This is a genomic window from Dictyobacter aurantiacus, from assembly GCF_003967515.1.
Classification (GTDB): Bacteria; Chloroflexota; Ktedonobacteria; order Ktedonobacterales; family Ktedonobacteraceae; genus Dictyobacter; species Dictyobacter aurantiacus.
In genome coordinates this window covers 751,379-766,485 of record NZ_BIFQ01000002.1, presented here as the reverse complement: position 1 = coordinate 766,485, position 15,107 = coordinate 751,379, and the positions used below count along the sequence as shown (strand labels likewise).

General features: G+C 52.0%; 10 protein-coding genes. 7 read left to right on the top strand and 3 right to left on the bottom strand.

From position 1 onward, the window contains the following. Positions 1-210: 210 nt before the first annotated feature. The 6 genes from KTT_RS28050 (at position 211) to KTT_RS28035 (ending at position 6,158) form a co-directional block, all read left to right on the top strand. The gene (locus tag KTT_RS28050) at positions 211-801 is read left to right on the top strand and encodes an RNA polymerase sigma factor (RefSeq protein WP_126601010.1); all 591 of its coding nucleotides are present in this window, start codon (positions 211-213) and stop codon (positions 799-801) included. A gap of 6 nt (positions 802-807) precedes the next feature. Continuing rightward, complete coding sequence (locus KTT_RS28045) at positions 808-2,736, top strand: HEAT repeat domain-containing protein (RefSeq protein ID WP_126601009.1); 1,929 nt, start codon at positions 808-810, stop codon at positions 2,734-2,736. Between the two features lie 613 nt (positions 2,737-3,349). Beyond that, positions 3,350-3,697 (top strand): hypothetical protein, encoded by a 348-nt coding sequence (locus tag KTT_RS36440; protein ID WP_162511823.1) that lies wholly within the window; start codon positions 3,350-3,352, stop codon positions 3,695-3,697. A 567-nt stretch (positions 3,698-4,264) separates the two neighbouring features. Beyond that, a complete protein-coding gene (locus tag KTT_RS36435; protein WP_162511822.1) occupies positions 4,265-4,621 on the top strand; it encodes a hypothetical protein in 357 nt (118 codons plus the stop codon). Positions 4,622-5,052: 431 nt separating this feature from the next. Beyond that, the gene (locus KTT_RS37460) at positions 5,053-5,382 is read left to right on the top strand and encodes a hypothetical protein (RefSeq protein WP_174844807.1); all 330 of its coding nucleotides are present in this window, start codon (positions 5,053-5,055) and stop codon (positions 5,380-5,382) included. Positions 5,383-5,846: 464 nt separating this feature from the next. Next, positions 5,847-6,158 (top strand): hypothetical protein, encoded by a 312-nt coding sequence (locus tag KTT_RS28035; protein WP_162511821.1) that lies wholly within the window; start codon positions 5,847-5,849, stop codon positions 6,156-6,158. A gap of 97 nt (positions 6,159-6,255) precedes the next feature. Here KTT_RS28035 and hypF read toward each other — a convergent pair whose 3' ends face one another. Together hypF and rpoD are read right to left on the bottom strand one after the other, a co-directional pair. Continuing rightward, entirely contained in the window at positions 6,256-8,568 is a 2,313-nt protein-coding gene (gene hypF / locus KTT_RS28030) for a carbamoyltransferase HypF (protein WP_126601008.1), read from the bottom strand. An 874-nt stretch (positions 8,569-9,442) separates the two neighbouring features. Next, complete coding sequence (rpoD, locus tag KTT_RS28025) at positions 9,443-10,558, bottom strand: RNA polymerase sigma factor RpoD (RefSeq protein WP_126601007.1); 1,116 nt, start codon at positions 10,556-10,558, stop codon at positions 9,443-9,445. Between the two features lie 1,126 nt (positions 10,559-11,684). On the opposite strand from rpoD, the gene KTT_RS28020 reads away from it, so the two are divergent. Continuing rightward, positions 11,685-12,836, top strand: a complete 1,152-nt coding sequence (locus tag KTT_RS28020; protein WP_126601006.1) for a metallophosphoesterase family protein — start codon at positions 11,685-11,687, stop codon at positions 12,834-12,836. A 143-nt stretch (positions 12,837-12,979) separates the two neighbouring features. Here KTT_RS28020 and KTT_RS28015 read toward each other — a convergent pair whose 3' ends face one another. Next, on the bottom strand, positions 12,980-14,746 hold the full coding sequence (locus KTT_RS28015; protein ID WP_126601005.1) for a PLL family lectin: 1,767 nt from the start codon (positions 14,744-14,746) through the stop codon (positions 12,980-12,982). Between the last annotated feature and the right edge of the window lie 361 nt (positions 14,747-15,107).

Genomic DNA, 15,107 nt, shown 5'->3' with positions numbered 1-15,107 from the left:
TCGAAGCCATTGAGGCTCTTTTCGGCGTATCATATATGTACCCTGCGAGATTCAGCAATGAGATATTCTCCAGCCCGGTGGTTATTATCTTCTGTATCAGTGATTATTGTCTTCCTGTATGAGAATATGTCTTTTTTGAAGCAAGCGGTGTAACCAGAAATCATTTTATTGTGTTTTCTCCTAAGAGAAGCAAGAACACACTGGAGTGTTATGGATGTGAGCGGTGAGAAGAGCCTGGCTCAGTTTGCTAATGAGATCGATGCCTATTACGAGCATCTGGTAGCGCTCTACTGGCAGCCATTGAAAGCATTTGTAACGGCGCGTCTGGGCAATCCTCAGGATGCCGAGGATATCGTTCAAGAAGTATTTATCCGAGCTTACGTAGCGTTAGAACGGTACTCGGTTCGGCAGCGGCAGGAACTCAAGGCGCGCGCCTGGCTCTATAAAATTACCTGGAACCTTTATTATAATTTTGTCAGTCGTTCACCTGAGCAGCAAGGTTTATCTGTCGCCCTGGAAGAGAGGCAAGAGCACATATGGTCTGAGTCCGATGAGGAGAACGGTGTTAATCCAGAAGAGGTTTTTGAACAGCTGGAGCGCCGGCAGGAGTTAGAGGCATTGGTAGCCTCGCTTCCGCAACATTACCAGGCCGTTGTCAGCCTATATTATTTTGAAGAGCTGAGCCTGCAAGAGGTGGCTGAAGTGCTTAATCAGCCATTGGGCACTGTCAAGGTGTATGTGCGTCGTGGTATTCAGCAATTGAGGAAGATATTGCAGATGCAGGTGAACATGGTAGGATAAGTTCAAATGGCCAGAGACGAGAGCGATCACCAGAGATTTGCAGAGGGCGAAAATGCCTCTGGACAAGGGCGCCGTGGCAAGAGTGACGATGCGCCCGGGTTGTCGCTTCCACCCTTAACTTATTTTGGTCTGGGCAAGAGCGAAGCCGATGACGCGCGCTCAGATGAGCAACTGCTGGCTGATTTGCAGCATCCCGATTGGCCCGTACGTGTCAGCACCTTGAAGCAGCTGGGACGGCGGGAGGGACGATTGCCTCTGGATACGCTACTGACCTCTTTACAGGATGAACATAAAGCTGTGCGGGCCGCCGCCGCGCGCATACTGGGTACATTGAAAGAAGATATTCCCCTGACGCCTCTCCTGACTGCCCTCTATGACACTGACTGGCATGTGCGCTCTTGTGTCGTGCACGCGCTGGCACAACACGTCCAGCGCGTGCCATTGGATGCGCTGGTATATACCCTGGGAGATCAGGACGAGACGGTTCGCGCCGCCGCGGTGACCGCCCTGGGTAAGATGGGAGAGCGTGCTCCCCTGGACGCTTTAAGCGCCTGTTTGCATGACCCTTCCTGGATGGTGCGTGAGGCTGCGGTACTGGCGCTAGGTGACCTGGGGGAGCGTGTTCCTCGCCCACTGCTGCTGCGTGCGCTGGCGGATAGCGATACCAATGTGCAGCGCGCGGCTGAAGATGTGCTGGGCGATCTGTCTGGCGCAGCCCTGCAACGTTGGGCAAGTCAGCAGCAGAGCGCGAAGGATACGTTTTTGCTCCCAAGCGAAGCAAACGTTTTCCAGGCCCATGAAGAACAGACGGCGACCAGTTTGAGCGATGCGGATGGTTCTCAGTCGTTCCATCTTTTGTCCAGACTGTCCGTGTTCATCCGAGCCGTACGGCCTATGGGCCTGAGTATCTTGATCGGTATGCTATTGATCTGTGTGTTTGCGATTTTGCCCCCGCCGTTGATGGCTCCCGCGGAGAGCAACCACATCATTGAATATGCCCATTATCACGATATCGGTGGCAAAAGTTCGGGCATCACCTGGCTGGACAAAGGGCAGTTTGCCTGGGCGGACGGACGAGGGGCCGTGCAGATCGCCAGTGCCGTCGCGCCCCAGTCGATGACCATGTATAACACCTCGTCCACCATCCTTGACCTGACGCGTATAGGTCATTCATTTTATACCGCTGAGCTGCAGCAAGGAATTCTCAGGCTGCGCAAAGATAACCAGCGGACCATTCTGTCCATTCCGACCAGCTCACAGATTGCGATCGCGTCGTTTTCTCCTGACGGTCATTACGTTGCCCTGGCTCTCAACGATGTCAGCGCCGTCACGACTATCTCCATTTGGGACACCGCTACAGGGCATTATCTGAGCAGCTATACCGCTCAACAGGGAACGATTACAGCTATTGCCTGGCCACCGAGAGGGAATGTACTGGCATCGGTGGGCGTGTCCACCGATCACGATGGCCAGCAGAACTGGAAGATTGAAATGTGGGATGTACGTACGGGCCATTCGACCCTGACGCAAGAGTTTATACCATACCTGAGCCTATCCCAGGCCGTTATCGGACTATCCTGGTCGCCTGACGGGATGCGCCTGGCCTATACCCTGGCCGATGGCGTGATCCATATCCATGATCGGGTGACCTTGATCGATGGCACTTATAACGCTGGTAGCCTTACCAAAGGCGACTGGCGTGGCGCGATTGCCTGGTCGCCTGATGGTCGTTACCTGGCCTCAACCAATCAGAATGGTGAAGTGCAGGTCTGGAATGTCTCGGGTGATAGCAACGATGGTCAGCTAGTCTGTATATATATGCGTCACAAAACGCTGGTAGATGCCATCTCCTGGGCCCCCAATGATAGCGTGGATCGCATTCTCTCAACCGACATCAGTGGCAACCTCTTTGTGTGGGATGTAAAAGAGCACTGATGACTGAACTATATGTGTGCCCTCTGGAGATCCCAGAGACTGTTTGATACACGGGAGAATACTTCTTTGCTCGTTCCCCTTATCTGGCCGTCACTTTGCTGTCTGAAGCCTATATTTGAAGGTCACTTTTTGATCCGTCTATCGATAGCCCTCTTTTCTAGTCTCTACAATACTATTTATGGAAGAGTCTTTTGTGCTAACCCACTTTTTTTCTTATACCCATGGTCTCTAACGGCCCAAATTAGCATGTTTAAATGTATTTTATGCTATTTTAATTGTTAGCAGAAGAAAATCAATCAATAGGAATTCTAGTTCTGGCTGCCTTTCTTTTAACAGATTTGCCCCTCATATGGACCTGTTAAAAAGGTCATCATCACCTATTGTCTGGCTTTTGATGCTAGGCTTTCGCTTCTGCTTATCATGAATTCCTATATATCGATCCTGATTCCATACGCATAAGCAACGATAGATTAACTTATTATTAAATTTGCTGAATTCGTAAATTATAGCAGGCTTGACATATAAATCACTATAGGGTACATATGAAGTGGCACATAGCCAACTGGAATTTTTCCAGTGAGACTTCCTGATACTTGATGAAAGGATGAATCTGATGTTTGACAGCAAAAAAGATCAGCATGTGGATGTTCAGTCATATCCAGCGTTTCTGGTAAATGTAGATGCAGAGGAATTGTCTGATGGGCAGTTGCAGAGCGTCTACGGCGGTTGCTGTGGTTGCGGTGGCTATGGTGGTTACGGTGCCTTCGGTTGGGGAGGTTGGGGAGGTTGGGGCGGCCCAGGTTGGGGTGGCTGGGGCTGCGGTGGTTGGGGTGGCTACGGCGGTTGGGGTGGCTGGGGTGGCCCAGGTTGGGGCAGCTGGGGCTTCAGCAGCTTTGGTGGCTACGGCGGTAACGGCGGGCATCACCACGGTGGACACCACCACGGCGGACACCACCACTAGTCTTTCATACGGTCATACAGCCGACAGTATGACCAGGTATCAATTATCGCTCTGTTGGTTGCGCAGAAGTCTGAAACCTTCTGCGCAGCCCGCAGCAGGAGTATAGGATCTGTACTTTCTATGCCTCGCATTATGAAAGGTCACACATCCTATACTCAACTATTTATGAATAAGCTCCTCTGCCGCAAGCATAAACGCGCGATCATTAAAACGCATCACCTCATACTGATTAGCAATAAAGGAAGTTGCATCGGTAAGAGTTTTATTTCTGGTTGCTTTCTTTCTTCTCTTTTTGACCTCTCATCCGGCCTGCCACCATCCTTCTATACATCCATCAGTGAGCTTCTCACCCTGGAAAATCCCTTTATACAAGTGGTAGATTCCTGCACATCGCTTTTAGATTAACGTGCGATGACAACGATAGATTAACTTATTATTAAATTTATCGAATTCGCAAATAATAGTAGACTTGACATATAAATCACTATAGGGTACATATGAAGTGGCACATGGCCACCTGGAATTTTCCAGTGAGACTTCCTGATACTTTACGAAAGGATGAACGTGATGTTTGATAACAAAAAAGATCAGCGCGTAGATGTCCTGAGTGAGACCGCTTATCCAGCATTTCTGGCCAATGTAGACACCCATGAATTGTCTGACACAGAGTTGCAGATAGTTGATGGCGGTTGTGGTGGCTGGGGAGGTTGGGGAGGCTGCGGTGGCTATGGTGGCTGGGGAGGCTGGGGTTGGGGTGGTCCTGGCTGGGGCTGGGGCGGCTACGGCGGCTGCGGTTGTGGCGGTTATGGTGGCTGGGGTGGTTGGGGTGGTTGGGGTGGTTGGGGTGGTTGGGGTGGTTGGGGTGGTCGTGGTCATCGCCACGGTCATCGCCATGGCCATCACGGAGGTCACCACCACCATTAATAATTTGTATGTTCAAAAGTATGAGCATACAACAGTACATACGTTTGAGTGGAGAGCAGCGCCTTTTCAGGTCGCTGCTCTTTTATTTGTATATAAAACAAGAAGATTGTCCTCTCAGAAGTTTAATCTTTTTACCGACGTGGTTAGATCCTCTTTCTCTCCTCCTGCACCTTTAAGATAGCCTCGACAACCCACCAGGTCGCGCTTTCATTCACGACGCTTATTATACAGGCACCAGCCTCTGGTATATTTTTTACGAGTTTAAATATAGCCTCAACCTATAATGATTAATATGAAATTAAATTATAATGAATGAGATATTTATAGTAGACTTGACATAGAAAATATAATCGAGTACATATGAAGTGGCACACGGCCATCCGTAGTTTTTCTGGTAGAACTTCTTGATACTTGATGAAAGGACAAACCCGATGTTTAGCAACAAAAAAGATCAGCGCGTAGATGTCCTGGCCGAACAGACATATCCCGCGTTTCTAGACAAGGTAGAAGCCAGGGAACTGTCTGATATGGATTTGCAGGCCGTGAATGGTACCTGGGGAGGCTGGGGAGGTTGGGGTTGGGGCGGTCCAGGTTGGGGCTGGGGCGGAGGCTGCGGCTGCGGTGGTTATGGTGCTTATGGTGGTTATGGCTGGGGCTGGGGTGGCCCAGGTTGGGGCTGGGGAGGCTGGGGTTGGGGCCGTCGTGGCTGGGGCTGGGGCCATCGTAGATGGGGCTGGGGCCATCGTAGGTGGCGCCATTAGCTGTTCGCACGCGAATGTCCTTAGCAGCATGGTAGACCATGCGGTTGACTGGAGGCAGCAAGCGGAAGACTTGCTGCCTCTATTGTGCCATGGAACAGGCTCGTATTAGAGAGGGACGCAATTAACATGATACATGCATTTGCATTATCATGGGTTTTATTTTTTGGTCTAATTTTTTGTATCTTTCTTCCTTCTCTTTGATCCTCTAAAAAGCTCATACGTGGCCTTCAGGCAGCATTTTTTGACCATTGATACCTGCTTTGCAGTTATCAAGCTCTGGTATATTCTATATAAATGACCTCTTCTCAATAAATAGAGATTAATTTATGATTAAATTACGTGAAAAATGAAAATTATAGTAGACTTGACATAGAAAACATAATCGAATATATATGAAGTGGCACATGGCTACCCGGAGTTTTATCCGGTGGGACTTCCTGGTACTTTACGAAAGGATGAACGTGATGTTTAGTGACAAAAAAGATCAGCGCGTAGATGTCCTGAGTGAGACCGCTTATCCAGCATTTCTGGATAAGATGGATGCACAGGAATTGTCTGACGGGGATCTGCAAGCAGTGAATGGCACCTGGGGAGGTTGGGGAGGTTGGGGATGGGGAGGCTACGGATATGGTGGTTGTGGTTGTGGATATGGTGGCTTTGGTTATGGTTGGGGTGGTCCTGGTTGGGGTTGGGGTGGTCCTGGTTGGGGTTGGGGTGGCTGGGGGCATCGTCGCTTCTTCCATCGCCGCTTCTTCCATCGTCGCCGCTGGTGGTAGGCTCGGATGGCCATACGTCAACCAGACGTATGGCCGTTCCTTTATGTATGTAGAACATCGAGTGTTTGCGGGCTGGTCTTTATACAGAAACAATGACTTACTTTTTTAATCTGGCAGCAGCCACCGCGATCTGCCCCAGACTCAGCCCTCCATCATTGGTAGGTACCTTCTGATTAAGATAGACTTTATAAGAGCATTGCAGCAATCGTGGTAGAAGTTCCTCTAGCAATACTTGATTTTGAAACACTCCTCCTCCCAGCACCACATTGCGTAGTCCATGCTGATAGCGTACCTCGTCACAGGCCGCGACGAGCAGCCGGGCAATGGTGTTATGAAAGCGGCGCGCGATGGTAGCTGCCGCCACACCTTGTTCAATGTCTCTGGCCATGGTGCGGATCATAGGGAGCACGTCCAGCTCTCCTGTTGAACAGGAGATATGATAGGGATAGCATGGCTGGTTGGCCGGGGAAGCCATGGCCAGTTGCTCTAACTCGATGGCGGCCTGCCCTTCGTATTGCACCTGTGACTGGATACCCAGCAACGCGGCTACCGCGTCAAATAGCCTGCCCATGCTGGAGGTGGCCGGGCAATTCAGGCCGCGTTCGATCATCTGCTCTAATGTCTTCCAGTTCCGGGCAGGTAGTTGCCGGGTAAAGGGAATGTCTAGCCTCTGAAAATCTGTGCCATAGGCCGCGTAGAGATAGACGGCGGCCATGCGCCAGGGCTGCCGAATAGCCTGTTCGCCGCCTGGCAATGGCAGGTATGCCAGGTGGAAGCAGCGCTCAAAATTATTCAGGTCCGCTCGCAATACCTCTCCACCCCAGATAGCGTTATCGGGACCGTATCCCGAACCGTCGAGGGCGATACCAATCACGGGTTCGGTTAATCCATGCTCGATCATGACGCTGGCGATATGGGCGTGATGATGCTGCACGCCGATTGTCGGTAGATCCAGTTCCAATGCGTAACGGGTGGCGAGATAGTCAGGATGGAGGTCATGCGCGACCACCGCGGGCTGAATATCAAAAAGTTGCTCGAAGTGATTGATGCCTTCTTTAAATGAGAGCAGGGTCTCAAGGTTTTCCAGGTCACCAATATGATGGCTGATGAAAGCCTGTTTTTCTTTGGCCAGGCAGAAGGTATTTTTAAGGTGGGCGCCGCAGGCCAGAATCGGTGCTGGCACCGGCTGGGGGAGCGCGAGGGGCTCTGGCGCATAGCCGCGCGAGCGACGGACGAACTGCTGTCCCACTCTGGTAACGCGCACGACCGAGTCGTCGCAGCGTATGAAGATGCCTCGATTGTGTGCCAGGATGCCGTCGCTGATGGCGGTCAGACGCGTACGGGCGTCTTCGTCGCGGTAAGCGATCGGCTCGTCGCTGACATTACCGCTGGTCATGACCAGTACAACGGGCCGATCAGATCTGAAATATTTCTGACAGGCGGCCAGGAGCAGGTGGTGGAGAGGCGTGTATGGGAGCATCAGTCCCAGGGTATGTTGTCCGGGCGCCACGGAGGACGCGACCTGTTGCTGCTCCCGTTGTCCCAATAGTACGATAGGGCGTCGATGGGACTCCAATAAAGTCTCCTCTTCGGCGCTGATGTGGCAGAGCTGACGCGCGTGATCCGTGCTGGCAACCATCAAGGCGAAGGGCCTGGCCTCTCGCTGCTTGCGCTGGCGTAGACGTTGGACCGCCTGCTCATTGAAGGCATCGCAGGCCAGGTGGTAGCCCCCAAGACCCTTTATCGCCAGGATCATACCTGTGGCCAGGCTGTCGGCCGCCCGCTCGATTGCGGTGGTGCCCCCCTCCAGCAGCTCCCTTTCATCGCCCGCGTGCATCGTAAAGCGCACCTGCGGGCCACAAAGCGCGCAGGCATCCGGTTGCGCATGGAAACGCCGGTTTAGCGGATCGTCATATTCCTGCTGACACCGGGGACACATCTGGAAGGCACGCATAGTTGTGTTGGCGCGGTCATAGGGGACATCCTGTATAATGGTGAAGCGGGGACCGCAATTGGTGCAGTTGATGAATGGATAGTGATAGCGCCGATCCTGCTCGTCAAATAGTTCGCGCAAGCAATCATCACAGGTGGCGCTATCAGGTGAGATCAAGGCATGTTTGGTGTCCTGGCTCCGGCTTTCAATGATCGCAAAAGAGGCATCCCCCTGTGCCTCCATCCGCGTAATCTGGACCTCATCGATCCGCGCCAGCGGCGGCAGCTCCGTGCGCAGGGCCTGCTCAAATGCTCGCAGCGCCGTGGAGGGTCCCTCAACCTCGATCTGCACCCCCAGGCTGTTATTCAGCACAAAGCCGCCCAACCGCCAGCGCTGAGCCAATCCATACACAAATGGACGAAAACCCACCCCCTGCACAAATCCCTGTACCAGCAGACGCCTTCGCTCTCTCTCCATCCTCACAACCTCTATGTTCAAACCATACCCACAACACTTATCTTGCGCTTACACCTTCCATCACGTCTCCCCAACCCCATTCGTAACTGCCACCTCCTATCATCGCTGGATCCCACCATAAACGTCCGCGCCCGGTACGGGGCCGCTTCGCGGCAAGCCAGGGCAAGCCTCAATACGTTCAACATACCACGCTGGCGCCCCTTTGAGAGGGGAGATGGGATCGTTGGTGCGACGTGGTAGCCCGGGTACGGGGCCGCTGCGCAGCCAAGCCGGGGCAAGCCCGGCACCTACGATCTCCGTTTCCGATACCGTTATATTGAAGGCGTTGGGCGTAGGCCCGGCACCTACGATGGCATTATTAAATTGATGGAATGGCTTCCCCCTCCATTAAATTGATGGAATGGCTTCCCCCTCTATTAAATTGATGGAATGGCTTCCTCCTCCATTAAATTGATGGAATGGCTTCCCCCTCCATTAAATTGATGAAATGGCTTCCCCCTCCATTAAATTGATGAAATGGCTTCCCCCTCCATTAAATTGATGAAATGGCTTCCCCCTCCATTAAATTGATGAAATGGCTTCCCCCTCCATTAAATTGATGAAATGGCTTCCCCTCCATTAAATTGATGGAATGGCTTCCCCCTCCATTAAATTGATGGAATGGCTTCCCCCTCCATTAAATTGATGGAATGGCTTCCCCCTCCATTAAATAATGTGGAGGTTGGGTGCGTGCAAGCGCACCCAACCTCCACATTATTTAATTTTGTGAGCGCCGTAGGCGCGTAGAGTCAAGGGCCGGAGGCACACCCCTCCCCCAAAACAAACAAAAAAAGAGGCCATTGCAGAAACCCTGCAATGGCCCCCTTTCGAACTCTTAGTCAAGATAGTCCTGTAGATGATGGGTGGTGCTCAGCTGGCGCAGCTTGCGCAACGCCTTCGCCTCGATCTGGCGAATGCGCTCGCGGGTAACGTTAAACGTCTTCCCCACTTCTTCCAGCGAATGGCTCTGGCCATCTACAAAGCCAAAGCGAATCTGGATGATCTTGCGCTCGCGTTCAGAGAGATTTGAGAGCACCTGGTTGATCTGCTCTTTGAGCAATTGACGGTCCGCGCCCTCGGTCGGTGTAGCGGTCGTCTCGTCTTCGACATAGTCGCCAAGGTTGCGATCGCTATCCTCGCCAATTGGCGTCTCCAGACTCACCGGCTTCTGATTGACATGGATGATCTCAAGCACCTTCTCCGTTGAGATGCCCATTCTTTCGGCGATCTCCGCGGGCGATGGCTCGCGACCCAGTTCCTGGACGAGCGCGCGGCTGACACGGCCCATGCGGTTGATGGTCTCGGCCAGATGCACTGGCAGGCGAATCGTACGTGCCTGATTGGCGATCGAGCGGCTAACCGCCTGGCGGATCCACCAGGTGGCATAGGTGCTGAACTTGTAGCCCTTGGTATAGTCGAATTTATCAACGGCCCCGATCAGACCGGTGTTGCCTTCCTGGATCAGATCCTGCAAGGACATACCACGACCGGTGTATTTTTTGGCGACGCTGACAACCAGGCGTAGATTGGCTTCGATCAGGTGACGATGGGCTTCGTTGGCGCGTTCAATGATCGCACGATCGGGCGCGACATGGAGCCGCTCGGCTCGCATGCGCTCGAGCTTGCCTCGCTCAATCGCTTGAGCCAGGCGTACCTCCGCCTCTGCGGTCAGCAAAGGGGCGCGACCAATTTCACGCAGATACATGGCCACAGAATCATCGACCTCGCTGGTGCCAGAGGCCAGCAGGCTTTGTCCTCGCAGAGGAGTATCGAGATGAGTATCTTCTTCCTCTATCTCCTCTTCCTCTTCCAGGAATACTTCTCGATCTATTTCATGCTCATGAATATCACTTATTGCATCGAAATCGGGATCCACCTGCATATCGTCAATCTCAAATGGCAGAGATGTCGAGGTTCCTTCTTTATCTTGTTCTTTCAGCATAGTCGCCATCTAGAAATCTCCATTGTATAGAATAAGTACCGCGTATAAAATGGGTGTTGATGTGATATTCGAGCCAGCTTTAACAGCTGCACTCCCTGGTACAGGCGTTAATAATGATAAACGACCGACTTGGAAAAAATTTCAAAGCCTGCTTGTGAAGTATTCAGCGTGACCGTGTCTGCGGTTTAGCTGAATAAAGGTCTACAGGGCAACTGTAACCTGTTTTTGAGCAGCTTGACTCGTTTGACTGCACTGGCATTACGGTTAATCGTATAAATGAACGAGCGTTGTCGGAGAAATCCAGGAGTGTGTTCAATACCTACATCAAGCACATGCAGTATCATATATCATTTTATCTCTGTCTATGATAACACAATTGTGTGCTTTTTTCTTCCCATTTCGTACCCCTATTTATCAAATCTGGTTCCGTGGGTGCGTCCGCCATGCCATCTGAACGGGTGGTCTTGCCTGTTCATCCATAGCATTGTGAGCACGGAATTCCAGATTTTGTGCTCGCTTTAACTTTACTACGTATCGCCTGCGTACAAGGTGACAAAAAAATAATTCTTGAAAAAAGATAATGCCATATCTCTGTCTGGGATTAGCCCCTTCCAATGTACGCAGATATGCCCGCTGCTCACTATCCATCATGGATCCAAGCATCTTATTCTGGAGTAAGAGGAGCGGGTCATATGCCATGCTGTCAGATAGATAGAATTTACAGTTATGGATAGCGAGGGCTGATTCAGGATTACCTTGCGCTCACATAATGTTTCTCTATCAACCAAAAGGCATAGAAAAAGTATAATAGCAAATTATCTGTCGATCTATCATTGCCGAGCGCGTTTTATTTACCCGCTCGGGCTGGCGTTGAATGTGACAAATTCTCTTGCGAGTATACCATACCGAGTCTCACGGCGAGGGCGAGTTCTGATCTTATTAGTACCATCAGGCTAGCCTGACCGTGCGCATCGTGATTTTCGCTGCTTTTTTGCATGGATTTATGTATTTGACCATATCTGGTTGACTTTGCGTACCCTACCTTTATATTTTATACTGAATGGATAAGCGCCATTTATATTATAAACGGGAAGGCAAAGCATAACGTTCTAGAGTACAACAGGGAGGAATATATATGCCTGATAATAGCCGGCCTCGCCGCTTTAGCGCGGATGTACCCGATCTTCATGGTACCCAGATTAATCGCCTGCATAGCAAGTTCGCTACCCAACCGTTTCGCCCCCTTCCTCGACCAACGGGAAATCCCCCCTACCATGTTGAACTATCCCAGATCCTGCCTGCCGATGCGATGCAGAGTATGATCGATGCTAGAAAGATGGTTTTCCATACTGTTGGTGATACGGGAGGCGTGAAGAATCCGGTCGACCAGCAACTGGTGGTGAACCATATGGAGAACGATTTCCAGGCTACCGATCCGGTTGATCGTCCCGCTTTCTTTTATAATCTAGGCGATGTCGTGTATTTCTATGGGGAGGAGAGTGAGTATTACGCGCAGTTTTATGAGCCGAACTCACATTATCCCGCACCCATCTTCGCTATCCCTGGCAACCACGATGGCGATATCCAGGATCAGTCGGTGCCATCGCTGCAGGCCTTCGTAACCAATTTCTGCGCGCCCGAGGCGCGTATCGCGCCCGCTTCGGGCGATGCGCCGCGCGATACGATGACGCAGCCAAATGTCTATTGGACGCTGGATACGCCGTTCGCGACCTTTATCGGTCTGTATACTAATGTGCCCGAAGGTGGCGCGCTCGACGCGACCCAGATTAACTGGTTCCATAGCGAACTGTCCCAGGCGCCAACAGATAAGGCCTTGATCGTGGCGACGCACCATCCCATCTATTCGGGCGACTCATACCACTCGGGGAGCCAGTATATGGATGGAATTCTGGACGCTGCGATGCAGGCGACCGGGCGCGTTCCTCACCTGGTATTGACGGGGCACGTGCATAACTATCAACGTTTTACGCGTCAGTACAACGATAAGCCGATCACCTACCTGGTGGCGGGCTCCGGCGGCTACTGGAATCTGCACAGCATGCTCCCGGCCATCAAACATCCTCCTACCCCGATTGAATTTCCCTATCCTATGCCCGACCGGCCCGATGTCAGCTTAAACATGTTCAGCGACGATCGGCATGGATACCTGAAGATGACCGTCACGCCAGACGCCATCCAGGGCGAATACTATACCGTTCCTCGTTCCCAGGAGTCATGGAGCGCCCCCGCGTCCCTCCTTGACCAGTTCAGCATCCTCCTTCATTAGCTGGCGGACGCTCATCAGCCATCTCAAGCAATGCTGTTTGACCGTGAGATGGCTGATGAGCTATAAACCTGTGTCTAACAGGTAGACCTGTCGGGATCTGTTCTGATGACACCGGTGGTAGCGTCCAGGCTGGTATTGCTGTATCATCGCCAACCGATAATGCTTCCCCCGACGTTGGCTTGATTTAGGTAGAGCCTGCCATCTAATCCTTGCGCATACACAAACATGTACTTGCCATCATCTACCAACGCGACAGCGGGAGCAACCTTCGTTCTCACATCGTCTCCCATAGGAACCCATCCATGTGGTCCGCCTCCTAGATCCCACCAATCGTAGAAGATAGCTCCGCTAGGATCGACTGCCACGATAACGGTGCGATTGTTTGCCGCCGCCATCGCGGGAGGCAAGTTACTATCGAATGACGCGGAGTTCCAGCCAACGAGTTGATCCGGAGTATAAGGGTTGCCCTGGTTGATTATGATACGACTATTAGCGCTCTCAAAATTGATAGCTGTAACGGCGAGGAACATGTAGCGGCCCTGATCAACGATGGTTAAGGCGGGTGCCATCGTTGTAAACAATGATGGGGTGACTGCTTTCCAATATCCGGGTGGAGGAGGTGAAATGGGTTGGTCAACAAGATCTACATTGATATACGTAGAATCATCAGGTGGAGCTGCGACGATGGCCATGATCGGGTAGCCCACTGCAAGATTTCCATCGCTTACCGCTGGTGATACATTCGTAGACACTCCCGGGATAAGGGTCCAGGCTCCAAAGTTCCCGCCAGGCTGTTGCAGCGTTTCGTAGATCTGGTTGTTTCCTGAGTCTTTGATAGCCAGCCACACCGACGTACCGCCTTCCGTAGTTCGGAAAGACACAGCTGGCGCAACATTAGTAGCTCTGCTCGGCCCGTTGATGTTCACATCGGTCCATGTGCCTGATGAACCAAGCTCCCAGGATGTCCAGACCAACCTGCCGTCTGGCGTGGTAGTCACGGCCACCGTCCTGTTGCCGGATGCCGCCATGGCTGGAAGCCCCTTCAGTGTAGCCGCGAAGCTGAGTTGGACGGTCGCTATTTTGTTATTCTCATCGATTTTCAGCACCTCAACGCGAGGAGCTCCATTCACGGCGGGAGCAAAGATGTCGCCCTCAACCAGGTCCTGATTGCCGTTGGTGCCAGACATAATATAAGAGTGCGGCCAGCCATCGTTATCTTCAGTAGCCGAAAGGAATCGGTGCACAAAAACAGCAGATCGGGGGATACCGGCGTCCCATGCCTCCTTGAGGCGAAACTCTATGAGGTATCGGCCATGACCGCCATCGCCATCATTGGGCAGCAGTTCCGCTGCCAGCCAGCCAGAAAGATCACGTTGATGAAGAGGACGCAACTCAACAACTTGATCGAAGACAAGGCTTTGCGGTTTCCAGACGCGCGATTCATCAAGCCAGCCACGCCCCCGCATATTCCAGGCGTTTAGACCAGGGCCTCGTGCGCAATAATCGGGGTCTGGCACCGAGTTGGCTCTATCCGTGCTCATGATGTCCCAGGGATCCTGATAGTCGTTGGTTGTGCCGTCACGACGTGAGTGCCCCAGACCGTAACGATGCCCCATTTCCTGGCCGAAGATTTCGGTGCCATTACCTCCACCAATGGCGCGAGGTCCAAGGCTGCCATCAAAATTACGTCCGTCGACACGACGCCAATCAGCAAAAACACCTGTTGGTCCACCCTGGGCCCAGCCAGTAGCAACGTTCATAATAAGTACAATTCCAAAGAACGTGTCCAGTGCAATGCCCGCATTTATAGCCGCCTGTTTCGCCAGTACCATCATATCGCTCTGGCTCTTCGTTGGTGTCCAGCCAGGCGGGGGCGGATCAGTTGGAGGCACGACATCATTTACATTCACATCCAAAGTGAACCACCCAAAGACCATTGAGCCGCTAAGATCAACACTCCTATGAGACATATCCGAAAAGAATCGTACCGCATTGAAGCTACCATCTGCCCTTGTAAAAAACCTCTCACAAACTTCCTGATAGTTGGGCACTGGAGTCTCTGACTGGTCGTCCTTGAACTTGCAGAGAAGTACTGCCCATGAGGTTTGCTGTTGATTACCACCCATAGGTATCATCTCCTTATATTAGCTGAGGCTACGTACTCTCTGGAAACCAGCAAGGCCTATAAAGGCCTGTATAGGAAGGAGACGCGTGGACTGTATCTTTTTAGCAGCCAGATTTTTCTTTTCAAGAGTTGGATGGGATATTGCT

Excerpts from the sequence above, each read along its gene's own strand:
- rpoD (WP_126601007.1), bottom strand. The coding sequence starts at position 10,558 with ATGGCGACTATGCTGAAAGAACAAGATAAAGAAGGAACCTCGACATCT.
- KTT_RS37460 (WP_174844807.1), top strand. The coding sequence starts at position 5,053 with ATGTTTAGCAACAAAAAAGATCAGCGCGTAGATGTCCTGGCCGAACAG.
- KTT_RS28020 (WP_126601006.1), top strand. The coding sequence starts at position 11,685 with ATGCCTGATAATAGCCGGCCTCGCCGCTTTAGCGCGGATGTACCCGAT.
- KTT_RS28035 (WP_162511821.1), top strand. The coding sequence starts at position 5,847 with ATGTTTAGTGACAAAAAAGATCAGCGCGTAGATGTCCTGAGTGAGACC.
- hypF (WP_126601008.1), bottom strand. The coding sequence starts at position 8,568 with ATGGAGAGAGAGCGAAGGCGTCTGCTGGTACAGGGATTTGTGCAGGGG.
- KTT_RS28045 (WP_126601009.1), top strand. The coding sequence starts at position 808 with ATGGCCAGAGACGAGAGCGATCACCAGAGATTTGCAGAGGGCGAAAAT.
- KTT_RS28050 (WP_126601010.1), top strand. The coding sequence starts at position 211 with ATGGATGTGAGCGGTGAGAAGAGCCTGGCTCAGTTTGCTAATGAGATC.
- KTT_RS36435 (WP_162511822.1), top strand. The coding sequence starts at position 4,265 with ATGTTTGATAACAAAAAAGATCAGCGCGTAGATGTCCTGAGTGAGACC.
- KTT_RS36440 (WP_162511823.1), top strand. The coding sequence starts at position 3,350 with ATGTTTGACAGCAAAAAAGATCAGCATGTGGATGTTCAGTCATATCCA.